General features: G+C 62.9%; 20 protein-coding genes. 10 read left to right on the plus strand and 10 right to left on the minus strand.

The features are described 5' to 3' along the window. Positions 1-159: 159 nt before the first annotated feature. Entirely contained in the window at positions 160-1,542 is a 1,383-nt protein-coding gene (locus V1292_RS11855) for a lytic murein transglycosylase (RefSeq protein ID WP_334377013.1), read from the minus strand. A 231-nt stretch (positions 1,543-1,773) separates the two neighbouring features. Between V1292_RS11855 and galU the strand changes: the two genes are divergently transcribed. Genes galU through V1292_RS11870 form a run of 3 tightly spaced genes read left to right on the plus strand, consistent with a single transcriptional unit; the run spans position 1,774 to position 3,334 of the window. Then, complete coding sequence (galU, locus tag V1292_RS11860) at positions 1,774-2,652, plus strand: UTP--glucose-1-phosphate uridylyltransferase GalU (RefSeq protein ID WP_334372697.1); 879 nt, start codon at positions 1,774-1,776, stop codon at positions 2,650-2,652. A 44-nt stretch (positions 2,653-2,696) separates the two neighbouring features. Further along, positions 2,697-3,035 (plus strand): type II toxin-antitoxin system RelE/ParE family toxin, encoded by a 339-nt coding sequence (locus tag V1292_RS11865; protein ID WP_334372699.1) that lies wholly within the window; start codon positions 2,697-2,699, stop codon positions 3,033-3,035. Further along, positions 3,032-3,334: a helix-turn-helix domain-containing protein gene (locus tag V1292_RS11870; protein ID WP_334372701.1), complete on the plus strand. Its 303-nt coding sequence runs from the start codon at positions 3,032-3,034 to the stop codon at positions 3,332-3,334. Before V1292_RS11865 ends, V1292_RS11870 begins: the two co-directional genes overlap by 4 nt. Here V1292_RS11870 and V1292_RS11875 read toward each other — a convergent pair. Continuing rightward, complete coding sequence (locus V1292_RS11875; protein ID WP_334377014.1) at positions 3,331-4,857, minus strand: GGDEF domain-containing protein; 1,527 nt, start codon at positions 4,855-4,857, stop codon at positions 3,331-3,333. The two genes, V1292_RS11870 and V1292_RS11875, sit on opposite strands and share 4 nt — an antisense overlap. A 132-nt stretch (positions 4,858-4,989) precedes the next feature. On the opposite strand from V1292_RS11875, the gene V1292_RS11880 reads away from it, so the two are divergent. Further along, the gene (locus tag V1292_RS11880; RefSeq protein ID WP_334372702.1) at positions 4,990-5,247 is read left to right on the plus strand and encodes a DUF7662 domain-containing protein; all 258 of its coding nucleotides are present in this window, start codon (positions 4,990-4,992) and stop codon (positions 5,245-5,247) included. A gap of 177 nt (positions 5,248-5,424) precedes the next feature. Here the strand turns inward: V1292_RS11880 and V1292_RS11885 are convergent, their stop codons facing one another. Together V1292_RS11885 and V1292_RS11890 are read right to left on the minus strand one after the other, a co-directional pair. Further along, a complete protein-coding gene (locus V1292_RS11885; protein ID WP_334372703.1) occupies positions 5,425-8,301 on the minus strand; it encodes an EAL domain-containing protein in 2,877 nt (958 codons plus the stop codon). A 121-nt stretch (positions 8,302-8,422) separates the two neighbouring features. Next, positions 8,423-9,421 carry an NAD(P)H-quinone oxidoreductase gene (locus V1292_RS11890; RefSeq protein ID WP_065747424.1) on the minus strand — a complete coding sequence of 333 codons (999 nt, stop codon included), beginning with the start codon at positions 9,419-9,421 and terminating at the stop codon, positions 8,423-8,425. A 121-nt stretch (positions 9,422-9,542) separates the two neighbouring features. Between V1292_RS11890 and V1292_RS11895 the strand changes: the two genes are divergently transcribed. Together V1292_RS11895 and rcdA are read left to right on the plus strand one after the other, a co-directional pair. After that, positions 9,543-9,734, plus strand: coding sequence for a DUF1192 domain-containing protein (locus V1292_RS11895; RefSeq protein ID WP_334372705.1), 192 nt, complete (start codon positions 9,543-9,545; stop codon positions 9,732-9,734). Between the two features lie 1,158 nt (positions 9,735-10,892). Continuing rightward, entirely contained in the window at positions 10,893-11,405 is a 513-nt protein-coding gene (rcdA, locus tag V1292_RS11900) for a protease adaptor protein RcdA (protein ID WP_334372706.1), read from the plus strand. Between the two features lie 224 nt (positions 11,406-11,629). Here rcdA and rpmE read toward each other — a convergent pair whose 3' ends face one another. Continuing rightward, positions 11,630-11,857, minus strand: a complete 228-nt coding sequence (rpmE, locus tag V1292_RS11905; RefSeq protein ID WP_057833964.1) for a 50S ribosomal protein L31 — start codon at positions 11,855-11,857, stop codon at positions 11,630-11,632. Positions 11,858-12,037: 180 nt separating this feature from the next. Here rpmE and V1292_RS11910 point away from each other — a divergent pair, with 180 nt between their 5' ends. Then, on the plus strand, positions 12,038-13,891 hold the full coding sequence (locus V1292_RS11910) for an ABC transporter ATP-binding protein/permease (RefSeq protein WP_334372707.1): 1,854 nt from the start codon (positions 12,038-12,040) through the stop codon (positions 13,889-13,891). 18 nt (positions 13,892-13,909) lie between these two features. On the opposite strand, the gene V1292_RS11915 is transcribed toward V1292_RS11910, so the two are convergent. From V1292_RS11915 to V1292_RS11925, 3 genes are all read right to left on the minus strand, one after another. Next, the gene (locus V1292_RS11915; RefSeq protein WP_334372709.1) at positions 13,910-14,356 is read right to left on the minus strand and encodes a GNAT family N-acetyltransferase; all 447 of its coding nucleotides are present in this window, start codon (positions 14,354-14,356) and stop codon (positions 13,910-13,912) included. Continuing rightward, positions 14,356-15,381 carry a peptidoglycan -binding protein gene (locus tag V1292_RS11920; RefSeq protein WP_334372711.1) on the minus strand — a complete coding sequence of 342 codons (1,026 nt, stop codon included), beginning with the start codon at positions 15,379-15,381 and terminating at the stop codon, positions 14,356-14,358. Before V1292_RS11920 ends, V1292_RS11915 begins: the two co-directional genes overlap by 1 nt. Before the next feature lie 174 nt (positions 15,382-15,555). Next, positions 15,556-16,551 (minus strand): flagellar motor protein MotA, encoded by a 996-nt coding sequence (locus V1292_RS11925; protein ID WP_334372712.1) that lies wholly within the window; start codon positions 16,549-16,551, stop codon positions 15,556-15,558. A gap of 364 nt (positions 16,552-16,915) precedes the next feature. Here V1292_RS11925 and V1292_RS11930 point away from each other — a divergent pair, with 364 nt between their 5' ends. The 3 genes from V1292_RS11930 to V1292_RS11940 all read left to right on the plus strand — a co-directional run bounded on the left by V1292_RS11930 (position 16,916) and on the right by V1292_RS11940 (position 22,632). After that, positions 16,916-17,941, plus strand: coding sequence for an SAM-dependent methyltransferase (locus V1292_RS11930; protein WP_334372713.1), 1,026 nt, complete (start codon positions 16,916-16,918; stop codon positions 17,939-17,941). 320 nt (positions 17,942-18,261) lie between these two features. Further along, complete coding sequence (locus V1292_RS11935) at positions 18,262-19,467, plus strand: efflux RND transporter periplasmic adaptor subunit (RefSeq protein WP_334372714.1); 1,206 nt, start codon at positions 18,262-18,264, stop codon at positions 19,465-19,467. 9 nt (positions 19,468-19,476) lie between these two features. After that, on the plus strand, positions 19,477-22,632 hold the full coding sequence (locus tag V1292_RS11940; RefSeq protein ID WP_334372716.1) for a multidrug efflux RND transporter permease subunit: 3,156 nt from the start codon (positions 19,477-19,479) through the stop codon (positions 22,630-22,632). Positions 22,633-23,249: 617 nt separating this feature from the next. Here V1292_RS11940 and V1292_RS11945 read toward each other — a convergent pair. Together V1292_RS11945 and opgC are read right to left on the minus strand one after the other, a co-directional pair. Next, complete coding sequence (locus tag V1292_RS11945) at positions 23,250-23,468, minus strand: hypothetical protein (RefSeq protein ID WP_334372718.1); 219 nt, start codon at positions 23,466-23,468, stop codon at positions 23,250-23,252. A gap of 56 nt (positions 23,469-23,524) precedes the next feature. Then, on the minus strand, positions 23,525-24,904 hold the full coding sequence (gene opgC / locus V1292_RS11950; RefSeq protein ID WP_334372720.1) for an OpgC domain-containing protein: 1,380 nt from the start codon (positions 24,902-24,904) through the stop codon (positions 23,525-23,527). Positions 24,905-25,451 lie beyond the last annotated feature (547 nt).

A 25,451-nucleotide genomic window follows, 5' to 3' on the forward strand; every position in this document is an offset into this window, starting at 1 on the left:
CGGCTCGGTCGCAAATGGATCGTGAAGCGTCACATATAGCAGCGGAATCGGGCCGCAAGCGGGCAGATTTCACATCCCATAAACCGGGGTTCCGGGCCCAGCGTCAAGGCTCCTGCCGAATCGTGGTTTTCAGGGCCACTTTAGCGCTGAAAACGGGCCTTAACGGCCCCGCAGCCGCTCCAGCACGTCGGAAGAGGCAAATCCGTCCGCTGGCGCGCCGATCGAAGCCTGGAAGCTGCGGAGTGCCTCCCGCGTCTGGCCACCGAACTGGCCATCCGGCGTGCCCTTGTAGAAGCCGCGCTGCGCCAGGAGCTGCTGCAGTTCCAGTCGCTCCGCCCGCGACAGCACCCGTTCCTGCCGCGGCCAGGGTTGCACGAACGGCGGCCCGCCGCGCAGGCGGTCGGCAAAATGGCCGATCGCCAGCGCATAGGCCTCCGCCGGATTGTATTTCATGATCACCCGGAAATTCTGCAGCATCAGGAAGCCGGGCCCCTGCATGCCGGCCGGCGCCAGCAAATAGGCCTTCTCGGTTGTGTCAGGAAACGGCTTGCCATCGGCCCGCTTCAGTCCCTGGCTCTGCCACTGCGCAATCGTCATCGCCTTGGACTTGTCCGCCAGCATGAAATTGAAGCTCTCCGGCAGCACCACCTCGTAGCCCCAGCTCCGGCCGGTCTGCCAGCCGTCTTTCTTGAGGTTGTTGGCGGTGGAGGCGATCAGATCGGCGACGTTGTCGACGACGTCGCGGCGGCCGTCACCGTCGGCGTCGACGGCATAGCGCTTGAAGGCCGTCGGCATGAACTGCGTCGGCCCGAACGCGCCGGCCCAGGAGCCGCGCATCTGTTCGGGTCTGAGATCGCCGCGGTTGAGGATCTCGATCGCGGTGAGGAATTCATCCTTGAAATAGGCCTGGCGGCGGCCGATGCAGGCCAGTGTCGCGGTCGATCGCACGACGTTGCGGTCGCCCACTTGCGTCGAGTAGTTGGATTCGATGCCCCAGATCGATGCGATGATGTAGCGGTCGACGCCATAGGCTTTCTCCGCCGCGTCGAATTGCGGCTTGTATTGGGCGAGGATCTCGCCGCCCTTGGCAAGGCGGTTGTCGTTCACGAGGATATCGAGATAGTCCCAAATCGCCTTGGTGAATTCGGGCTGCGAGTCCATCAGGTCCATGATGCGCAAATCAGGCTCGAGCCCGGCGGTGAAGCGCTCGAAATTTTGCTGGGTGACGTTGCGCCGCGCAGCATCCGGCCACATCGAGGCGACGCAATTTTGAAAGTTCGCCGCCGCCTGCCGGATCGCGGACGCCGTCATCAGTGGATGGCCGGAGGCGCCGTCTTCGCCGCTCCAGGGCGGCGGACTGCCGTCCGGGCCGGGCGTGACCTGCTGCGCCACGGCCTTCTGCCCTGAGAAGATATTGCCGAAAAAGTTCGAAACCCCGTTGCCGGAGGATTGGGCCTGGGACTGGCCGCTGGAACACAACAGCGCTGCGGCGATTAAGATCGCGCCGGTTCGATTATCCGTCACTCGTTCCAAGAGACCCATGCCGTACCCGTCCGTCGAAACCAACCCCGTGCCAGAAGGCCCTGACACGGTTTCCAATAGCTTAACAGTGGGCATTTTGTTGTCCCGCCCGGCGCGCGCAAGGGGAGGTGCAAGTCGGGCGGGAACACCACCATACATCCGCCTTTGTTCAGGGGTGCAAACCGGCTATCAACGTGCAATCAAAGCACTTTCCTCATTTCCAAATCTCGATATCAAGGCGCCCGACATCCCATGAAAATCCGTAAAGCCGTCTTCCCGGTCGCCGGCCTCGGCACCCGCGTCCTGCCCGCCACCAAGGCGATGCCGAAGGAAATGCTGACCATCGTCGACAAGCCGCTGATTCAATACGTGGTCGACGAGGCCAAGGAGGCCGGCATCGAGCATTTCGTCTTCGTCACCGGGCGCAACAAGGGGGTGATCGAGGACCATTTCGACCGGATGTTCGAGCTCGACACCACGCTCGCCGCGCGCGGCAAGAAGGCCGAGCAGGACATCCTGGCGCGCGACCAGCCCGAAGCCGGCGCCATGAGTTTCACCCGCCAGCAGGCGCCGCTCGGCCTCGGCCACGCGGTCTGGTGCGCGCGCGATATTGTTGGCGATGAGCCGTTCGCAGTGGTGCTGCCGGACGAGCTGGTGCTCAACAGCCCGGGTTGCCTGAAGCAGATGATCGAGGCCGCGGCGAAACTCGGCGCTAAATCCAATCTGCTCGCGGTGGAGGCGGTGCCCGACGATCTCACCCACCAGTACGGCATTTGCGGCGTCGGCAAGCGCCTCGCCAAGAACATGTTCGAGGTCGACGGCATGGTGGAGAAGCCGCCGAAGGGCACCGCGCCGTCAAACCTCTCCATCACCGGGCGTTACATCCTGCAGCCGGAAATCTTCAAGATCCTCGAAACCCAGGAGCGCGGTGCGGGCAACGAGATCCAGCTCACCGATGCAATGAAAGCTCTCGCCAAGATGCAAAAGTTCTACGGCGTGGAATTCGAGGGCGAGCGGCACGACTGCGGCTCGAAATCCGGCTTCATTCGCGCCAACATCGCCTACGGCATGGCCCGCCCCGAGCTGCGCGACGGCCTGCGCGCGGAGATGAAGAAGTATCTGGAGAAATGAGTGAACTTGACCATGCTACGGCATTGCCGTAGTGTAGTCTCTTGATGCAGACCGTTGTCGAGACGCCGTCGTACCTGGCCGATGCGGAACGCCTGTTTTCGTTGGACGAACGAAAAGCCATCGTGGATCGACTGGCATCCGATCCTGCCTGCGGGGTAGTCGTCCCCGGTGGTGGCGGAATTCGTAAAGTGCGATTCGGCTTCGGCGCGCGCGGCAAGAGCGGTGGCGCGCGAATTGTCTATTTGTTCTCTGGAGCAGACCTGCCTGTATTTATTCTGGCAGTTTTTGCCAAGAACGAGAAGGCCAATCTCTCGGCTTCTGAACGTAATGCGCTAGGCAAGATGGTTGCGACTATGATCGAAGACTATCGGAGGCGAAGGTGACAAAAGCCGCATTCGACAAGATCAAGGCAGGGCTGGGCGACGCCAAGGCCTATCTCGACGGATCCGCGAACAAGAGGACATTCGGAATTCATGTTCCTGCGCGGGTGAATGTAAAAAAGATACGTACGCAGCTCGGTATGTCGCAAGAGAGCTTCGCTCAAACCTATGGATTTGCGTTGTCGGCCGTGCGTGATTGGGAGCAAGGCCGCCGGCAGCCGGAACGCAGTGCCCGCATTTTGCTCAAGGTCGTGGAGAAAGAGCCCGACGCCGTGACGCGAGCCTTGGCGAAGAGCGCCTAAGCCACCAGCGCAAGCTGCGGGATCGCGGCGACCACGGACTGGTTACGGCCGTTGGCCTTGGCTGCGTAGAGCGCCTTGTCGGCCGCTTCGATCAGATAGGACCAATCGATCGCTGCCGTGGGCGTCATACTCGCCACGCCGATACTCACCGTCGTCACGCCGGGATCTTCCGACCATTGTTCGACCTTCAGGCGGATGGTCTCGGCGACCGCGAACGCATCCACAGCCGAGAGGCCAGGCAGAAGTACCGCAAATTCCTCGCCGCCGTATCTGGCCGGACAGTCGCCGGCCCGCTTCACCGAATCCGAAATGCAGATCGCAATGCCGACCAGCACCTGGTCGCCGGCCTGATGTCCAAACGTGTCATTGTACGATTTGAAATGATCGGCATCGATCATCAACACCGCGACGGGGGTCTGGTTGCGCGTCGCCCGCCGCCATTCCAGGTCGATCTCGGAATCGAATTTGCGCCGGTTCTTCAGGCCGGTGAGCGCGTCGGTGGTCGCAAGCTCTTCCAACTTTTCCTCAGCCTCGGCGCGGCGGCCGATCTCGCGCGCGAGGAACAATGTGGTGCCGAACACGAACAGGATCAGGGCCACCATGACCGCTCCGATCCGGATCACCTCCCGGTGCCAGAGGCTCAGGATGCTCGCCAGCGGTTTTCCGACTACGACAAAGAACAGGCTCGTATTGGCGCTTCGAACGTAAAGCCGCGGTGTCGGGTCCACCGGTCCGACCCCGGCGTAGGATCCGCCTTGCTTCAGATTTGTCGGATTCCAGTTTCTTCGCTCTGCCAGATTTTTGCCGACGATGTCGAGGTCGAATGGTTTGCGCATGATGATCGTCCGGTCACGACGCAATACCGTGATCGTATCGGCGGGATCGAGTGTCAGCCGCCCGAACAAATCGTGGAAATAACTGAAGCGGATCGAGCCCACGACCACACCGAGAAAACCACCATCGGCGTCGGTGATGCGCCGGCTGAGCACGATCGAATAGGCGCTGCGATGCAGCATCGGACGGCTCATGTACAAGCCGACGTCGGGCTTGTCGCGATGGACGAAGAAGTATTCCTCATCGCTGCGATCCTCCGGCACCGGATCGAGGCTTGCCGCATCGATGATCAGCTTGCCTTGCGCGTCGAACACCTGGATCGCGCCGAAATGCCTGGCAGTCGCGGCATGATCGAACAGAATCAGATGGCGAATCTCCTTGCTGACCTTTTCGATCTCCGGCATCACCAGATTGGTGGCGACGTTACGCAGCGACAGGTCGTAGAGTTCGATATTCCGGCTGATATCGGCGTCGATGCTCGAGGCTAGATTTTCCAGTGTTTGCCGCGCCAGCTCTTCCTCGCCGCGGCGCATGTCGAGCATGACGCTGGTACAAATCGCGGAGAAGCCGATCACCGCCGCGACCGACGATGCGATCAACAGCTTTACGGACAATCGCCAGGGGCGGCGGCCGGAGTCTTTCCTGAACCAACCCTTTCTGGCTTCGTCGCTTTGCCGCTCGAATAGCATCATCCGCTCCAAGCCTTCCGGTATGCGCCGGATAAATTGTTGCGGTCTTAAGCGGCGACGGCGATATGGTAGACAGTTAACATTCGGTTGCCGGCGCCGACGGTTTTGTGCAATTCGCTTAAGAGGGCACGCGTGAACGTTTACGATCCGTTGCGGGACTATCTGAAGGCGCAGACGCGCACCGAATTCGTGCTGAGCTTCGAAGAGATCGAGGAGATCATCGATGCGGCGCTGCCGCGCGCCGCGCACCGTGCGTCATGGTGGGAGACGTTGCGCAGTCCGCAGGAGAAGATGCCGCAGCGCGAGGCCTGCCTCGAAGCCGGCTACATCGCAACGCGGCAGGCGGATGGAAAGAGCGTGAAGTTCAAGAGAATGCCGGTGAGGCGGTGAGTGCGTGCCGAAAGTTCAGCCGTCATCTCTCACCTCGGTTGTCATCGCCCGCGCAGGCGGGCGATCCAGTATTCCAGAGACGTTGGTGCTTGATCGAGAGGGCGCGGCGTACTGGATACCCCGCTTTCGCGGGGTATGACGGCTGTGTGTGAGGACGCGTCTTGCTTCTGACGCGATCTAGCTCGCCGCTTGCAGCCGTTCTTCGGTCAGTAGCCGCATCGCGGCGTCGGCATCCATTGGCTCGCCGAAGGCGAAGCCTTGCGCGTATTCGCAGCCCAATTGATAGAGCTCGACCGCATCCGAATCCGTCTCCGCGCCTTCCGCCACCACGTCCATGCCGAGGTCATGCGCCAGCGCAATGATCGATTTGAGGATCACCGGCCGCGTGCCGCGGCTGGTGGTGCGCACGAAGGACTGGTCGATCTTGATGGTGTCGAAGGGAAAGCGCTGCAGATACGCCAGCGAGGAATGGCCGGTGCCGAAATCGTCCAGCGACAGTCCGGTGCCGAGTTCGCGAATGCGCGCCAGCATCTGCGCTGCATGCTCCGGATTCTCCATCACAAGCGACTCGGTGAGCTCCAGCTTAAGCGTGCCGCGCGCCACCGACGAACGCGACAGCACGGTGCGGATATCGTGGATCAAGTCATGGCGCAGCAACTGCCGCGAGGAGACGTTGACGGAGGCGAAGATCGGCTCGCGCGAGCGCATCGCGCGCTGCCATACCGAGAGCTGCCGCGCGGTCTGGTCCAGTACGAACATGCCGAGGTCGACGATCAGGCCGATTTCCTCCGCAATCGTGATGAACTCGGAGGGCGACATCCTCCCGAGCTTGGGATGGTCCCAACGCGCCAGCGCCTCGAAGCCGGCGATCGAGCGATCTTCCAGCCGCACGATCGGCTGGTAAAGGATGGTGATCTCCTGCCGCTCGATGGCCCGGCGCAGTTCGCTTTCCAGCGTCAGGCGGTCGGTCTTCCGGGCGCGCATCGCCGGCTTGTAGACGTCGATGCGGTCGCCGCCGATCCGCTTGGAGTGATACATCGCAAGCTCGGCGTCCTTGATGATCTCGTCGGACAATTGCGTCTGCGGATCCGACAGCGCGAGCCCGATCGAAGCGGTCAGGAAGATCTCGCGGTCGTTGAAGGCGATCGGCGCGCGGATGGTCTTGCGGATGGTTTCGGCGAAGGCGGTGATGCGCGCCGGGTCCTGCTCCGACATCAGGATCAGGCCGAACTGGTCGCCGGCCAGCCGCGCCAGCGTATCCTGCGGTTTCAGGATGCGCGTCAGCCGACGCGCCAGCGTCAGCAGGATAGAGTCGCCGACCGCAATGCCGACGGAATCGTTGACCTGCTTGAAACGATCGAGGTCGATCACCATCAGCGTCGGCCGCAGGTTCGGCATGCTCTTGGCGAAATTCGCCACCGCGCCGAGGCGATCCATGAACAGTTTGCGGTTGGGCAGGCCGGTGAGGTTGTCATGCACGGAGTCGTGCAGCATGCGCTCTTCGGCGTTCTTGATTTCGGTGACGTCGGTTAGCGTTCCAACCACGCGCGAGACCTCGCCGTCGGAGCCAACCACCGGGCGCGCCTTCAGCGCGAACCACATGAAGTGGCCGTCCGGCGTGCGCAGGCGGAAATCCTGCACCAGCCGGCCGCGGCGCTGGTCGAGCACGCTGTCCAGCGCAGCACGGAAGCGATCCTGGTCGAGCGGGTGCAGCACCTCCAGCCATTTTGCGGCCGGACCTTCCAGCGTGCCGCGCCTCAGCCCGAGCAGGCTTTCGGTCTCCGGGCTGGTGAACACCTTGTCGGCGGAGACGTCCCAGTCCCAGATCAGGTCGCCGGAGCCGGTCAGCGCCAGCGCGCGGCGCTCGATGTCGGAGACAATGCCGGTTGTCGCGCCGCCGCCGGCGAACGCGTGCTGCATCACCGTAAATCCGATCAGCATCACGATCAGCACGAGGCCGCCGAGCAGCGCCGGACCCACGATGTCGTTGGTGACGGAGCCCGCCACCGTCATGCCGGCGGCGATCACCCAGACCACCAGAAGGAACCAGGTCGGGATCAACAGCACCGCGCGATCGAAACCATGCGTCGAGAGATAGACGATCAGTGCAAAGCCGGCGAAGGCGATCAAGACCAGCGAGATGCGCGCAATGCCCGAGGCGACGGCGGGATCGAACAGCGCCAGCGCTACCAGCGAGCCGAGGAAGGCCAGCCAGCCGACGGTGATGTGGGAATAGCGCACATGCCAGCGGCTCAAGTTGAGATAGGCGAACAGGAACACCAGCAGCGTCGCCGCGAGGATCGCTTCGCCGGCCGCGCGCCAGACGCGCTCGGCGTTGTTCGACATGTCGAGCACCTTGCCCCAGAAGCCGAAATCGACGCCGATATAGACCAGCACAGCCCAGGCGAGCGCGGCGGCGGCGGGGAACATGATGCTGCCCTTCACCACGAACAGGATCGTCAGCACCAGTGCCAGCAGGCCGGAAATGCCGATCACGATGCCCTGATAGAGCGTGAACGAGTTGACCTTGTCCTTGTAGGCGTCGGGTTCCCACAGATAGAGCTGCGGCAGCTTGTCGGTGCGCAGCTCCGCCACGAAGGTGATGACGGCGCCGGGGTCGAGCGTGATGCGGAAGATGTCGGCCGTTGCGCTTTCCTGGCGCTCGGGACGATCGCCGGTCGACGGTGTGATGGTTGCGATGCGCGACAGGCCGAGATCGGGCCACAAGAGGCCGGATGACACGATGCGATAGTGTGGCGCGACGATCAGACGGTCGAGCTGGTCGTCGGTGTTGTTGGCCAGCGCGAACACCACCCAGTTCTGTCCGCCTTCGCGAGCGCGAACCTCGATGCGGCGGACGATGCCGTCGGTTCCTGGCGCCGTCGAAACCTGGATGCGGTCGGTCTCGCTGCGCTGATGATCGAGCACCGCGGTGAGATCGATGGCAGGCGCGTCACTGCGGACGCTGACCGCGTCGATGGCATGCGCCGCAGGCGCGGCCATAACAATCATGAGGCCCAGCGCGACTAGCGCAAGGCACCTGATCAGACGCAATGTCAGTACTCCGCGACCAACGATTCTCCCGGCCCAGCGAACGGGGTCGGCGTTGCCGCGATAAATGACATGAAAGCAAAGCAAATCAAAGGGTTTCCACCCGCGCTTCGCTCGCGATCGGCTAGACCGCCAACACAATTTTGCCAATATGTGCGGAGGTCTCCATCCGCCGGTGCGCGTCGGCCGCTTTTTCCAGCGGGAATGAGCTGTCCATCAGCGGTTTTACACGTCCCTCGCGCAATAGCGGCATCACCTTGGCCTCGATCGCGGCGACCATCGCGGCCTTATCCGCATTAGTACGGGGGCGCAGCGTGGAGCCGGTATGGGTCAGCCGCTTCACCATCACCTTGGCAATGTTGACGGTAACCTTGGGGCTATTGAGCGTTGCGATCTGCACGATACGGCCGTCGACCGCAGCAGCGTCGTAGTTGCGATCGACATAGTCGCCGGCGACCATGTCGAGGATCAGGTTGGCGCCGACATTGTTGGTCTCGGCCTTGACCACGGCGACGAAGTCTTCGGTCTTGTAATTGATCGCGCGGTCGGCGCCGAGCTTGAGGCAGGCGTCGATCTTGTCCTGGGAGCCGACGGTCACGATCACCTTGGAGCCGAACGCTTTCGCAAGCTGGATCGCCATGGTGCCGATGCCGGACGAGCCGCCGTGTATCAGAAGCGTTTCGCCGGGCTTGAGCGCGCCGCGTTCGAACACATTGTGCCAGACGGTCATCAGCGTTTCCGGGATCGCGCCGGCTTCCTGGATCGATAGCGACGGCGGCACCGCCATCGCCTGCGCGTCTTGCGCAATGCAATACTGGGCGTAGCCACCGCCCGCGACCAGCGACATCACCTTGTCGCCGAGCTTGTGCTTTTTGGCGCCTTCGCCGAGCGCCACTACTTCGCCCGCGATTTCAAGGCCGGGCAGGTCGCTGGCGCCAGGCGGCGGCGGGTAAGCGCCGGAACGCTGCGCGACGTCGGGGCGGTTGACGCCGGCGGCCATCACCTTGACCAGGATTTCGCCTGGGCCGGGCGCTGGAACGCTGCGGGTTTCGGGCAACAGCACTTCGGGGCCGCCTGGCTTGCTGATGCCGATGACGGTCATTTGCGCGGGCAGCTTTTCCATGATTTGTCCTTGCGAAAGGCTGAGAATTGAAGGCGGCCCCTGATTAGCCAGCCCGGCTGCGGCTGGCAACCGCGAGAAGGGACGGCCAGACCTGCAGGGAAATGCCGAAAGGAGGAAACGCATGGCCATCGAAGACGACGACAAGCCGCGGAAGAAAATCAGCCATGAGATTGGCCAGGACCTGTCGCTGCTCTCGGTCGAGGAATTGACGGAGCGGATTGCACTCTTGAATTCGGAAGTCGCGCGGCTGCAAGAGGCCGTCACCAAAAAGCGCGCGTCAAAGGACGCCGCGAACAGTTTTTTCAAGACGTGAGTGGATCTCGTGTCCCGGACGTGGTGCAGCGCCCTTAGCGCTGCTCCGCAGTGCCGGGACCCACGCTTTCGTTCCGGGCAAGATGGGCCCCGGATCAGCAGCGCATCGCTTGCGCGCTGCGCAGCATCCGGGGCACGAGACCGGCTACTCTCCAAACGATTGCAAGTCCAAAACTCGGCCAATGGCCGACATGGCAAACAATCTCTAAAGAAATTCGTTCGTTTACGGTCCGTTAAGCTTTCTCGATTATGACTGTCATCGTCCTCGTTTGGACACCGAGTGGCTCCTGTCCACTCTGTTTGACGCCTCCCTGTTATCAACTTCAAAAGCCGCCGGAAACGGCGGCTCTTTTTTGTGGTGCGCCAGGCATGGCGCGGAGCGCCTTGACGGGCGCGATTTGACCGGAGTGGTGTCCGGTTGATGACTTGGAGGTGAGAGTCCTCTACGGACCCTGGTGATGGGAACCGTTAGCCGAACAGCAAGGGCGTCGTCGCGAGGCGAGGTCTGAAGGAAGCTGTAAGCAAAGTGCCGGCCTGACGAACAGCCAGCGCATAAGAGGCGTCCGCATCCGGGCGAGGGAGCCACAAAGCCCAAAGCCCAATATCACCCGGAGGGTGCGGCCGTAGATGCGACAGGTATATGGCACGAAGGTCACGCGACTAACCCTGGGAGGTCTGTCGTCCTGCCCCCGGCAACGGGTGTGCTACCGGCGTCGCAAGGCGTCGGGATGGGGCGGCAGAAGTCAGCAGAGGCCGTAGTAGTCGGACCAACCGATGAAGGGCTGAACTTGTCGGAGAAGCTGGGACCGCTTTTCTGATCGCCTTGAGCAGATGCCGCGCGAGCGGGCTTAGATCTGAGGTCGTGGACGGAATCCGCGAGGTACGATCAAAGCGCTTTGAGGGTGACAGGCACTGAGGATCGCAGAGCGGACACGACAGGAACCGCCGTATACGGGACCGTACGTACGGTGGTGTGGGAGGGGGAAGCCGCAAGGCTTCCTCCTACCCGATCTCTCCGCGGCTATTTTGTGCCCCCACGAGCTGGAAACCATAAATCCGGTTGCCGCTGGACTCTCGACTTCGCCCGAGCAATGATTTGTTCATCATAAGCCGGTGGTTCACAGCCGGTGGGGCAAATAGTGGCGTGAGGGCGTTAACCATGGCGGACCGTTCGCAAAGCGAATCCGCGCTCGTTCTGTTCAGCGAGCGGCTGACTAATTCGGCGGCGTTCGGAGCTCTCTTCCGGGAAGGCATGGATCTGGTCGAGGAAACCGCCGCCTATCTCGATGGCGACGGCCGCACCGAAGCCAAGGCGCTCGAACGTTCTGTCAGCCTTACTTACGCAACCGAAAGCATGCGCCTGACCACCCGCCTGATGCAGCTTGCGTCATGGCTGTTGCTGCATCGCGCGGTCAAGGAAGGCGAGATGACGCTGACCCAGGCCAATCGGGAAAAGACCAAGGTCAAGCTGACGGCCGCCGATCCCGGGCCGGAGGACATGATCGAGAAGCTTCCGCAGCAATTGCAGGATCTGATTGCGCGATCGATGAGCCTGCAGACGCGGGTCCGTCGCCTCGACATCTCGATCCACGCGGCGCCCGCCGAACGCGCGCCGATCGGCAATCCGCTGGTGCCGCAGCTCAACAGGTTGAAGGCGGCGTTCGAGCAGTAAGTCGAACAGATCTCACCGCCGTCATTCCGGGGCGATGCGCAGCATCGAACTATGGTGCGCAATTGCGCACCTGAGAATCTCGAGATTCCGGGTCTGGTCCTTCGGACCATCTACGATGCGCAATTGCGCATCGGAGAATGACGCGGCAGTGAACCGCAAACGAAAACGCCCCGGAAACCGGGGCGTTTTTGTATTCTGGATACGAACGGAACGGACGAAACCGCTCAGTCCTTCTTGAGGAAGCCTGAAAACTTCTTCTGGAAGCGCGACACTCGGCCGCCGCGGTCGAGGATCTGCTGCGAGCCGCCGGTCCAGGCCGGGTGCGACTTGGGATCGATGTCCAGGTTCAGCTTGTCGCCTTCCTTGCCCCAGGTGGAGCGGGTCTGGTACTCGGTCCCGTCGGTCATCACGACCGTAATCGTATGATAATTCGGATGAATTTCGGCTTTCATGGCATATCCTTCGGCGCGCCGGCGCCCGTCTCAACTGTCAGGGGATACGGGATTTGGCGGCTCTATAGCTCAGGAAGCCTGTCAAAACAAGCTACGTATATGTCCTGATTGGGAATCTCCCGGATTTGCCAGAGGGGGGCGCGGAGGCCTATCTGGGGGCAGAAAAACGGGTCGAATTTCATGAGCGCAGTGGAACAGATTGAAGCCCCCCGCGGCACGCCGCCGCGTGACGCCCTGCTCGAGGAAGAGGCCTTCATCGAGAGCCAGTTGACGCAATCGCCGGCCAGGACCGGCGCCAGGCTGCGCCCGCTGCTGGCGCTCGCGCCCTATGTCGCGCGCTACCGCTGGCGCGCGGCGCTCGCCTTCATTTCGTTGACGGTTGCGGCGATCACCACGCTGGTCGTGCCGATCGCGGTCCGGCGCATGATCGATTTCGGCTTCAGTCCCGAAGGCATCGCCCTGATCAACAGCTATTTCAGCGTCATGATCGCGGTCGTCGCGGTGCTCGCCGCCGCCAGCGCGTCGCGTTACTACCTCGTCATGACGATCGGCGAACGCATCGTTGCCGACGTCAGGCGCGACGTGTTCACGCATCTGATCTCACTCTCGCCCGCGTTTTTCGATTCCGCGCGTTCGGGCGAGTTGGTGTCGCGGCTGACGGCCGATACCACCCAGATCAAGTCCGCGGTCGGCGCCTCGGTATCCATCGCGCTGCGCAACATGATGCTGTTCATCGGCGCCGCCACCATGATGGTGATCACGAGCCCCAAGCTTTCAGGCTTCGTGCTGCTGGCAATTCCTGTGATCGTGATCCCGCTGGTGGCGTTCGGGCGCTGGGTGCGGCGGCTGTCGCGCAACGCGCAGGATACGCTGGCGGACGCCAGCGCCTACGCTTCCGAACTGGTCGGCGCGATCAGGACCGTGCAGGCCTATACCAGCGAGCGGATGGCCACTGCCCGCTTCGGCGGCGAGGTTGAACAGGCCTATGAGGCAGCGCGCAGCTCAACGCGGGCGCGCGCGGTGCTGACGCTGATCATCATCTTCATCGTGTTCTCCAGCGTGGTGGCGATCCTCTGGGTCGGCTCGCACGACGTGCTGACCGGCCAGATCACGCCGGGCCGGCTCGGTCAGTTCGTGCTGTATGCGGCGTTCGCCGCCGCCGGTCTCGGACAGCTTAGCGAGGTCTGGGGCGAAGTCTCGGCCGCATCAGGCGCGGCCGAGCGGCTGTTCGAGATTCTTCGGGTCAAGTCGCAGATCACGGCGCCAGCGCAACCGGTTGCGCTGCCGCAGCCGGCGCGCGGCGACGTCGGGTTCGAGAATGTCAGCTTTGCCTATCCGGCGCGGCCGGACGTGCTTGCGATCGATCAGGTTTCGCTCTCGGTCAAGGCCGGCGAGAAGGTCGCGATCGTAGGTCCCTCGGGTGCGGGCAAGAGCACGCTGTTTCATCTCCTGCTGCGGTTCTACGATCCGGCCAAGGGCACGATCTCGCTCGACGGCGTGCCGGTCAAATCGGCGGATCCGCTTGACGTGCGCTCGCGGATTGCGCTGGTGCCACAGGACTCGGTGGTGTTTGCGGCCACCGCGCGCGAAAACATCCGCTTCGGCCGGCCCGATGCCACCGACGCCGAGGTCGAGCGCGCCGCCGATCTCGCGCACGCCACCGAATTCCTGCGCAAGTTGCCCGGCGGCTTCGAGGCGCAACTCGGCGAGCGCGGCGTAACGCTGTCCGGCGGCCAGCGCCAGCGCATCGCGATCGCGCGCGCGATCCTGCGCGACGCGCCGCTACTGCTGCTCGATGAGGCGACGTCAGCGCTCGATGCCGAAAGCGAGACGCTGGTGCAGACCGCGCTGGAAGAGCTGATGCGCCATCGCACCACGCTCGTCATCGCGCATCGCCTCGCCACCGTGCTGTCCTGCGACCGCATCATGGTGATGGACCAGGGCAGGATCGTCGAACAGGGCACGCACGCCGAGCTGGTCGCGGCGAACGGACTGTACGCGCGATTGGCGCGGCTGCAGTTCGAGGGCGTGTAGCGGACCTGGGTGAGGGTGTTATGCCTTCCATTCCATCTTCAGCACCGGCCGGCCCGAGGTCGGGTTTACATCCTCGCCGGCATGTTCAAACCCGTTGCGCTCGTAGAAGCGGATCGCGCGCGCGTTGTCCTTATTCACGAGTAGCGTGACGCCCTTCGGCGAGATGCGCTTGGCCTCTTCGACCAACAGGTGAGCGACGCCGGAGCCCCAATGCTCTGGCGCAACCGCAAGCTGGTCGAGATAGCCTTCGCGATCGACGGTGACAAAACCGACCAGCGCGCCGCCCTCCTGTTCCGCGACCACAATCTCGGCTTTCGGTACGAGATCGTTGCGCCAGCGGCCGCGCCACCATTCCAGCCGTGAGGTGACGTCGATCTCGGGATACGCCTCCTGCCAAGTGCGATGCCACAGCTCAATTGCCGCTGCTTCATCATCTGCACGGTAGAAGCGAGTATGATATCCCACTACCGTTCCGTCAGCTTCAGTTCGATGCGGCGGTTGCGCTTGTAGGCGTCTTCGTTGGGGGCCGAATCGAGCGGCTGGAATTCGGCAAAGCCGGCGGCGACCAGCCGCTGCGCGGGAACGCCGAGGAAAACCAGATATTGCACCACGGAGATGGCGCGCGCCGACGACAATTCCCAGTTCGACTTGAACAGCGGCGAGTTGATCGGCCGCATGTCGGTGTGGCCGTCGACCCGCAGCACCCAGCCGATCTCGCTCGGTATCTGCTTGTCGAGATCGATCAGCGCAGTGGCGAGTTTGTCGAGTTCGGAGCGGCCCTCGGGGAGCAGCACCGCCTGGCCGGTATCGAAGAACACTTCCGACTGGAATACGAAGCGGTCGCCGACGATGCGGATATCGGGGCGATTGCCCAGAATGGCGCGCAGGCGACCGAAGAATTCCGAACGGTAGCGCGACAATTCCTGCACGCGTTGCGCCAGCGCGACGTTCAGGCGCTGGCCGAGATCGGCAATCCGTCCCTGGGATTCCTTGTCGCGCTTTTCGGAGGCTTCCAGCGCTTCCTCGAGCGCCGCAAGCTGGCGGCGCAGCGCGCTGATCTGCTGGTTCAGCACCTCGATCTGGGCGAGCGCGCGCGAGGTCACCGCCTTTTCGGATTCGAGCGCCTTGTTGAGCTCGTTGGCGCGGCCCTGGGCGTCGCCGGCACCGCTCAACCCATCGTAAAGCCCCTTGATGCGGTCGCGTTCGCCTTCCGCGGCGGCGAGGCCGGCGCGCAATTGCGCGAGCTGGTCGTCGAGCGTGATCTTGCCGAGCTTTTCCAGCGACAGCAGGTCGTTCAACTGTGCGATCTTGGCGTTGAGTTGTTCGAGCGCCTTGTCCTTGCCGGTGACCTCCTGCGACAGGAAGAATTGCACCACCAAAAACACCGACAGCAGGAACACGATCGACAGCACCAGCGTCGACAGCGCATCGACGAAGCCTGGCCAGTAGTTGAAGCCGGATTCACTGCGGCGTGCACGGGCGAGGGCCATTTATTGTCTCCGATATCTGTCCCGGACGCGGCGCAGCGTGTAAACGCTGCGCCGCAGAGCCGGGACCTATTCGTGTTGGGTCCCGGCTCTGCGTCGCATCACCATAGCGTGTCGAAGACGCGCGTAAACGCGCTTTCGCGTGCTGCGCCGCGTCCGAGACACGAACTTTCCACTTCAGCTCTTCTCGGGCTGCCTGGCGATCCGCTCCAGAAGCTTCTTGATCTCGCGGTTTTGTTCGCCCTGGCCGTCGGCCCATTCGCGGATCATCTGCTGCTCGGTGCGCATATGCGCAACCAGGCCCTGGATCGCCTCGGCCAGATTGGCCATCGCCGCCGTGGTGTTGCGGCTGCCGCCGCTCTCTTCCACCACTGCGCGGATACGTTCCATCGCATGCTGCAGTTCGCCGCCGATCCCGGAACTGCCATCGCCATATTCGCGCACGGTGGAGGCGAGCCAGTCTTCAAGGTCGGTATAGAAGCGGTTCTGCGCCTGGCTCGACTGCAGGTCCAAAAAGCCCAGGATCAGGGAGCCCGCGAGGCCGAACAGCGAGGACGAGAACGAAATGCCCATGCCGCCGAGTGGCGCGGCCAATCCCTCCTTCAGGGTGTCGAACAGCGAGCCGGCATCGCCGCCGACCTTCAAGCCGTCGATCACCTTGCCGACGGAACCGACGGTTTCGATCAGGCCCCAGAAGGTGCCGAGCAGGCCGAGGAAGACCAGCAAGCCCGTCATGTAGCGGGAAATATCACGGGCTTCGTCCAGCCGTGTCGCGATCGAATCCAGCAAGTGCCGCATGGTCTGCTGCGAGATGCTCATGCGCCCCGAGCGCTCGCCGCCGAGGATCGCCGCCATCGGCGCCAGCAGCTTCGGGCGCCGGTCGATCGCGAGCCCCGGATCGGCGATGCGGAAATTGTTGACCCAGGCCACTTCCGGATAGAGCCGAACCACCTGCCGGAACGACAGGATGATGCCGATCAGGAGCACCCCGCCGATCAGCGCGTTAAGGCCAGGATTGGCAAAGAACGCCACGATGATCTGCTTGTAGAGCACGACCATGACCAGCGCGCATAGCACCAGGAACACGAGCATCCGCACCAGGAAAATTCGTGGTGAGGACAGTTTGCTCAGCTCGATCTCCATTTCGGAGCGGGAGGAGGGGCCTGAAGGCATTTGCGGGGTGTCATCCGGTTACGAAAAGGCGCGCTGGCGGCCAATATGGCACAGCGGGCTGGAGAAAAAAGCTGGCAAGCCGCGATTTCGGGCCGACGGTGGTGGAACCTCTTCCCGAAACCCGGCTTTGACATCAGCGTATTTTGGAACGGTTCGATGTCCAACCGGGATTTTCCATGACGCTCTTATATCCGGAGGCGTGGGTGCACCGCCCAGCGCCCGGCAGTGGCGCTATCGCGACTGCCGGTTGCGCACCAGCCCATTCTTCCCGGCGCCACCGACATGATCCACCCGGAGGGTCGCGTTAGCCCATAGCGGGGACCGGTTCTTGAAAAGGATCGTGCCAAAAAGGGAGGGAGTGGTCATGAGCTTCGTCTCCACGATCATGGGCACCGCCGAGCGGGTGCCGCTGCCCGACGTCATTGTCCGGGCCGCAATCCACCAGCTCTGCTCACGCACCGCCACGAAGCTCGCCACCGGAAATGCAGAAAGCGATGCCTGGCTCGCCGACGAAATGGCGGCACGCGCCATCGAATATGCCGACGCGCTCGATATCCAGCATTACGAGGTGCCGGCCGCTTTCTTTGCCCGCGTGCTCGGTCCCAACCGGAAATATTCCTGCTGCTTCTACCGCGAAGCGGCGTCGACCCTGCAGGAGGCCGAGGAAGAGGCGCTGCGCCAGACGGTGGAGCATGCCGATCTGGCCGACGGGCAGTCGATCCTCGAACTCGGCTGCGGCTGGGGTTCGCTGTCGCTGTGGATGGCGCGGCAGTTCCCGCATTCGCAAGTTACCGCGGTCTCCAACTCGAACGCGCAGCGCGAATGTATTGAGGGCGAAGCCGCAAAGCGTGGTCTGGCCAATCTGCGCATTGTCACGTCAGACGTGAACCTGTTCGCACCGGAAGCGCGATACGACCGCATCCTCGCGATCGAGATCTTCGAACATATGATGAACTGGCGCGAACTGATGATGCGTCTGCGCGTATGGCTGAAGCCCGATGGCCGCTTCTTCCTGCACATCTTCACCCACCGCTCCGGCGCCCATCTGTTCGATCGCGCCGATGGCGAGGACTGGATCGCGCGGCATTTCTTTACCGGCGGCGTGATGCCGAGCCATCACCTGATCCGGCAATATGCCGACCTGTTCGGGGTCGAAAAGGAATGGCGCTGGAGCGGCATGCATTATCAGCGCACCGCGCAGGACTGGCTGGCGAATTTCGACCGACATCGCGACGAAATCGAGCGCGTGCTTCGCAAGGTCTATGGCGGCGAGACCGCGCTGTGGATGCGGCGCTGGCGCTGGTTCCTGCTCGCCACCGCAGGCCTGTTCGGTTACGCCGGTGGCAGCGAGTGGGGCATCAGCCATTACCGGCTCAAGGCGGCGGCTTAGCCCGGCGTTAACTGATTCGTGCCGGATGCCTCCCGCGCGGTCATCTGCTGCAATCATATGCAGCGAAACGGCGTATTCCCGGCCGTCTGTTTCCGACCCAAGCGCAATGGAACCGTCTCACAATCAAGTGAGTCCGGAAAAATCGGCGGTAATTCAGTGTGATAGCGTTATGTGACATTGGGCCGCCGCGAAACCGTATTGCGTCGCAGCACCCTGTCCCTATCCTATCTTCCATCAACCGTGAGTTCCCAAGACTACTTACGACAACGTCGCGAATGCTCAATTCGCGCCCTCCAACCTGAACTGGGGCAATGCTTTCAATGTCCGGACTACGAACGCAATCGGCATGCATCATTGTGATGTTGACTGCGATGGCGCCGCTTTTGGCTGGCTGCAATGAACCGATCGCCGCGACCGCAGCGGCAAAGCCGCCCGAGCCTGAAGTGGGCACTTTCACCGTCAGATCTCAGGCCCGCGCCATCATTCGTGAGTTGCCCGGCCGAATCGCACCCACTCGGGTGTCGGAAGTCCGTGCGCGGGTTTCGGGCATCGTCGTCGAGCGCCTGTTCCAGCAGGGCACCGAGGTGAAGGCCGGCGATCCGCTGTACCGGATCGACCCCAAGCCGTTCGAAGTGGAACTGCAGGCGAGCGAAGCCGCGCTGGACAAGGCGGAAGCTGCGCTCGATCTCGCCACCCAGCACGCCCGGCGCATTGCGACGCTGACCAGCCAGCGCGCGGCGCCTGAGGCCGAGAACGAAAAGGCCATCGCAGCCCAACGCCAGGCTGAGGCTGAAGTTGGCAGCCGCAGGGCCGATGTCGCCCGCGCGAAACTCAATCTCGACTATGCAACAATCCGTGCGCCAATCAGCGGCGTCGTCGGCGCCGCGTTGGTGAGCGAAGGCGCCCTGGTGGTGCAGAACGAAACCACAAGCCTCGCCACGATCCAGCAACTCGATCCAATCTACGCCGACTTCACCCAATCGATCGCAGAGATGAACAAGCTGCGCCGTGCGCTCGAAAGCGGCGACCTCGACCGGATCGCGCCCGACGTGGCCAAGGTCCGCCTCGTGCTCGACGATGGTCCGGTCTATCCGATCCCCGGCAAGCTTCTGTTCTCCGATGCCAAGGTCGACGCCTATACTGGGCAGGTCACGCTGCGCGGACAGTTTCCGAATCCGAATCGCGAACTGCTGCCCGGCATGTATGTCCGCGTCCTGATCGAACAGGGCATCGATTCCGATGCCATGGCCGTGCCGCAGCAGGCGATCCAGCGCGATGCCAGCGGCGGCAGCGAGGTCTTCGTGGTCAAGGACGACGGCCGCGTCGCGACGCAGCCGGTCCGCACCGGCCCGATGCAGGACGGCCTGTGGCTGATCAGCGATGGCCTCAAGGAGGGCGACCGCGTCATCGTCGACGGGTTCCAGAAGTTTGTTGCCGGCGACAAGGTCAAGGCGAAGGCGTGGATCGATGCGGATGCCTCGGTTGGGACGATACCGGCAGCACCGGCAGCGCAAGCGTCCCGCTGAGACCGGGACATGCCCTCCTTCTTCATTGACCGGCCGATCTTCGCCTGGGTGGTCGCGCTTTTCATCTGCCTGATCGGCGCGATCTCGATCCCGTTGCTGGCGGTCGCGCAATATCCGATCATCGCACCGCCCTCGATTTCGATCTCGACCAGCTATCCCGGCGCGTCGCCGGAGAACCTCTACAACAGCGTCACGCGGCTGATCGAGGAGGAGCTCAACGGCGCCTCCGGCATCCTCAACTTCGAATCTACCTCCGACTCGCTGGGGCAGGTCGAGATCATCGCCAACTTCGTGCCCGGCACGGAGACGGGTGCGGCGTCGGTCGAAGTGCAGAACCGACTCAAGCGCGTCGAGGCGCGGCTTCCGCGCGCGGTGATCCAGCAGGGCATCCTGGTCGAGGAGGCCTCCTCTGCCGTGCTGCAGATCATTACGCTGAATTCGTCCGACGGCTCGCTCGACGAAATCGGCCTCGGCGATTTCATGATCCGCAACGTGCTCGGCGAGATCAGGCGCATTCCCGGCGTCGGCCGCGCCACGCTCTATTCCACCGAACGTTCGCTGCGGATCTGGGTCGATCCGGCCAAGCTGGTCGGCTACGGCCTCACTGCCGACGACGTCAACAAGGCGATCTCGGCGCAGAATGCCCAGGTCGCCTCGGGCAGCGTCGGCGCCGAGCCGAGCACGCCGGAGCAGAGGATTTCCGCGCTGGTGCTGGTCAAGGGTCAGCTCTCATCGCCGGATGAATTCGGCGCCATCACGCTGCGCGCCAATCCGGATGGATCGACGGTGCGGCTGCGCGACGTCGCCCGCATCGAGATTGGCGGCTTGAGCTACCAGTTCAACACGCGGCTCAACGGCAAGCCGACGGCGGGCCTTTCGGTGCTGCTGTCGCCGACCGGCAACGCGCTCGCCACCGCGAGCGCTGTCGAAGCCAAGATGCAGGAATTGTCAAAATTCTTTCCGGCCAATATCGGCTACGAAATCCCCTACAACATCACGCCCGTCGTCAAGGCCTCGATCAACAAGGTGTTGATGACGCTGGTGGAAGCGGTGGTGCTGGTCTTCATCGTGATGTTCCTGTTCCTGCAGAACATCCGCTACACCATCATCCCGACCATTGTGGTGCCGGTGGCGCTGCTCGGCACCTGTGCGACGCTGATGGCGGCCGGCTATTCCATCAACATGCTGACCATGTTCGGCATGGTTCTGGCGGTCGGCATTCTCGTCGACGATGCCATCGTCGTGGTCGAGAACGTCGAGCGGATCATGGCGGAAGAGGGCCTGCCGCCGAAGGAAGCGACCCGCAAGGCGATGTCGCAGATCACCAGCGCCATCATCGGCATCACGCTGGTGCTGATGGCCGTGTTCGTGCCGATGGCGTTCTTCCCGGGTTCGGTCGGCATCATCTATCGCCAGTTCTCGGTCACCATGATCTCGGCCATCGCTTTCTCCGCGCTGTTGGCGCTTTCGCTGACGCCGGCGCTGTGCGCGACGCTGTTGAAGCCGGTCGAGGCCGGCCACGGCCATGCGCGCAAGGGCGTGTTCGGCTGGTTCAACCGCGTGCTCGAGACGAGCCGTGGCGGCTATTCGCGCACCGTGCAGGGCTCGCTGAAGCGCACCGGGCGTTTGATGCTGATCTACGCCGCGCTGCTCATCGGCCTCGGCTGGGCCTTTGTCCGGCTGCCGGGCGGCTTCCTGCCGGTCGACGACCAGGGCTTCATCACGACGGACGTGCAGACGCCGTCCGACTCCTCCTACGCCCGAACCGAAGCGGCGGTCCAGGCCGTGGAGAAGTATCTGCTCAATCGCGCCGGCGTCGAGGACGTCACGTTCCTCACTGGCTTCAGCTTCCTCGGCCAGGGCATGAACACGGCCCAAGCCTTCATCACGCTGAGGGACTGGTCGGAACGGGGCAAAAAGGATTCCGCCGCCGCGATCGTCGCCGACGTCAACCGCGAGCTCTCGTCGATCCGCGACGCCAGGATCTCCGCGCTGCAGCCGCCGCCGATCGACAATCTCGGCAATTCCTCCGGCTTCTCGTTCCGCCTGCAGGACCGCGGCCAGAAGGGCTATCCGGCGCTGGTCGCCGCATCCGACCGGCTGATCGCTGAAGCCAACGCCAGCCCCATCCTGCAGAAGGTCTATGTCGAGGGCCTGCCGCCGGCGCCGCAGGTCAATCTTATGATCGACCGCGAAAAAGCCGGCGCGTTCGGCGTCACCTTCGAGGACATCAACCAGACGATTTCGACCAATCTCGGCTCGAACTATATCAACGACTTTCCGAACCGCGGCAGGATGCAGCGCGTGATCGTGCAGGCCGACCGCGCCAGCCGCATGAACGCCGACGACATCCTCAACTACAACGTCAAGAACAGCCGCGGTCAGTTGGTGCCGTTCTCCGCTTTCGCCACGGTCCAGTGGTCGAAGGGGCCGACCCAGATCGCGGGCTTCAACTATTATCCCGCCGTGCGAATCTCAGGCGAAGCCAAGCCCGGCTTCACCTCCGGCGATGCCATCGCAGAGATGGAGCGGCTGGCCAACAAGCTGCCGCGCGGCTTCGGTTTCGAATGGACCGGCCAGTCGCTGCAGGAAAAGCTGTCGGGATCGCAGGCGCCGTTCCTGCTCGGCCTCTCGGTGCTGGTGGTGTTCCTGCTGCTTGCTGCGCTCTATGAGAGCTGGACCATTCCGCTCGCGGTCTTGCTGACGGTGCCGCTCGGCATCTGCGGCGCGGTGATTGCCGCGACCATGCGGGGGCTACCGAACGACGTCTACTTCACCGTTGGCCTGATCACTATCATCGGCCTGGCGGCGAAAGACGCCATCCTCATCATCGAATTCGCCAAGGATCTGCGTGCGCAAGGTAAGCCGCTGATTGAAGCGACGGTCGAAGCCTGTTCGCTGCGCTTCCGCCCCATCCTGATGACGGGCTTGGCCTTCGTCTGCGGCGTGCTGCCGATGGCGATTGCGACGGGAGCCGGCGGCGCCAGCCAGCAGGCGCTCGGCACCAGCGTGATGGGTGGCATGATCGCGGTCGTGATCCTGGCGCTGTTGATGGTGCCGGTGTTCTTCGTCTCGGTGCAGCGCGTGCTGGCGGGGGACCGGGAGAAGGTGGAGGAGGTGGCCGGAGCCGAGGTGGCTGGCCCGCCGGCGCCGGTGAAGTCATAGACGCTGTCATGCTCCGTGACCCCGAGACGCCAGGGCTTCGCCGGGACTTGCGGTCTCAGGCCGTCGAGAAACTTTAGCGTAGGCGGCGGCCGATGCATCCAGTCCGTGAACTCATAAAGTTGCCGGGCTGACGCCGCGCCAGAGTCCGCCATGCCCCGATAGCCGACGTGCTACTGCATAACAGCGAAACGACGCTATGGGCCATGAACGGACGATGCCTTAACTGCCGCACTAGGGCCGTGGCAGACCGCCACCACAGGAAGGCTGGATCAACAGCAATCACTTGCCTTGCACACTTGCTTCGGCCTTATCGGGCTGACCGATCACCGCGTTGGATCAAGGCGAAGAACCCGAAGTCGCCGGACATGCACCGCGCCACCGCGCCACGAATGCGTTCTCATGATCGGTGCTGCCACGTAGGGATCGTTGGTTCCAGGAATTCCTGACCCAAGATGGCATATCATCCGCCTAAGTTTCCAACCGAGCGTCAGACCGAGCAGCTGTTGGAGTTAGCCAAGCGTATCGGCAGCCCGACTCAACCTAGGAAAGGAGCCCTCGCAGAGGGTGTCCGCTGATTTCAGCTGACATTCGCAGCATGGCGTCCGGTTTGTCGTGTACTAGGTCCGCTTGCGCACGCCAGTGGAAACGGTCTCATGTGCACGCACCGGGGTGCAGGTCGTGATTACGAGCGCAAACCGGCTACACTGCCAGTCAGCGCCGAGCGCGGCGCTGGTGGGTGATGTCAGGTTGACCGACAGTAATGCCGCTACGCAGGCAAACATCACCCACGCCGCGATCAGCACCGCTCCCTTGTGGGTCCTTGGGTGGGAAATCATGGCCTTGGCTCCTGTACGATGGTCGGAAGAAGAATAAGGGGCAGGCCCCACAGTCTCTAATTCACGTCCTGAGCCACATTTTTCGCCGGTGGCCCGAAGGCGTGCGCGATTGCTGGCACTGGATCAGCGCCGCAGCCGGACTCGCGCACCGGAGCAAACAGCATCTTTATTCGATCACCTCGTCGGCACGGGCGAGCAGCGTGGGCGGAAACGCCGAGCGCGTTGGCTGTCTTGAGATTGATGACCAGCTCAAGCTTGGTTGGCTGCTCGACGGGCAGGTCGGCGGGCGTCGCGTGCGGCTGCTGCCTGGGTTTGACCTTGATCAAGTTCAGCAGCATCGCCGCCACGATCATTGCCAGGACGCCGCCAACACTGAGCGCGATCTGCATCGTCAGCCCCTCCGAGATGTCGAGCAGCGCAAGGTGGCTGGCGAACGTCAGCAGAACGCCGAGGCAGTAGATTGGCAGCGAGTTCTGGCCACAGAGAATGGCGCCGCGCATCACCGCCGTCGTCAGCCCTCGCCAATCGCGAGGCACGACCCATATCACCAAAACCGCAAGGGCCAAAAAATGCAGCAGTCGCAATGGATCGAGATTCGATTTGTCCATCGGGTAAAGCAGCGTCAGCAGCGCCTGCGGGACCGGCGCTTCCAGCGGTTTGATGCTCCAGCTCAATGCGATGATCAGGCTGAACACCAGATAGAGAACGGCAGCCACAAGCGCCGTGCGTGAGGTCACCGACGGCCGGAATCTCCCGCCCTCGATGATCCACCACGCGCCAAGCACAAACGGCAGCTGCCAGGCCAGCGGATTGAAGAACCAGTGGTTGTTCGGCCATGCCGGGATGGTCCAGCCGAAGACGTGCACCAGTGCGTAAAGCAACAGCGACGCGCCGAGCGTTGCGTTCGGTGCTCGCAGCAGCAGCCACAGCAGCGGCGCGAACAAAAGGTGATAAAGCACGAACAGCGGCAAGACGTCGGTGTTGACGGGGCGGTATTGCAGGATCGCCGCGTGCGCGAGCGTCACGCCCGGCTGTTCCAACAGAATGCGCGTATTGCTCTCGTCGGCAAGACGGCCGCCGCCTGCGAGGTGAACCATGATGGCGCAGGCGAGCGTGAGCAGCAGAAATGCGACATAAATATCCCAGCTTCGCCACAGCGTTCGGCCGATCACGCCGGTCCAGCCCCCGCACCGCCGTGCTTTGCCGTAGGCCAGCGCGCAGGTCACACCCGAGACGAACATGAACACTTCCGCGGCATCGCTGAAGCCGTAGTTACGCAGCGTCAGCCAGCTCCCGATGTTGTTGGGGACATGGTCAAGAAAGATGCACCAGAGCGCGATGCCGCGGCAGGCATCAATGCGCAGATCGCGGCCGTAGCCTTTCGGCTCCGGCAGCGCGCCTGCCAATGGCTTCGGGGTGGCAGTTCGATCATGCATCTGGTTGCCCGTCCGGCGTGCGAGCACGCTTCAAGAGGGACCGAATTTGACAAAAAACATCGCCGCCGCACTGTCGGATCGTACCAACGCCGCAGTCTGGCGCTGCTTCACGCCGAACCCGGCGACGAAAGCTGCGATGACGATCATATGGCGGCGCTTGGTAGAACATCCTAGCGCGTGAGGCTATTGACGATCATCGTTCAACGGCACAGCGCGTCAATCAGCCGGAGGTCCACACAGAGAGGTTCCTAGGTCCTATGATCAAGGTACCGTACAGACCTCGGCATCAATTGACGTCCGTCAGACGCATCATGGACGTTCACCATTGCGCATGGACGAAGGAGACTCTGAGTCCCGCGAGTCTCGTCGTCCGCACTCGCTTTTTCGGTGTCCTACCGTGAGCTGATTACAATTGCAGCACACAACGGCATTCGGCTCCTACCTTGAGTGGCTGACGGTGGACCGCTGGTTGGGCCAAGGATGGAGGATGGATGGTTTCGGGAGCCAGTCTTCCAACAGCCTCTTCCTCGCCAAAGACCCGAAGGTG

It is taken from the genome of Bradyrhizobium sp. AZCC 1719 (genome assembly GCF_036924525.1).
Lineage (GTDB): Bacteria > Pseudomonadota > Alphaproteobacteria > Rhizobiales > Xanthobacteraceae > Bradyrhizobium.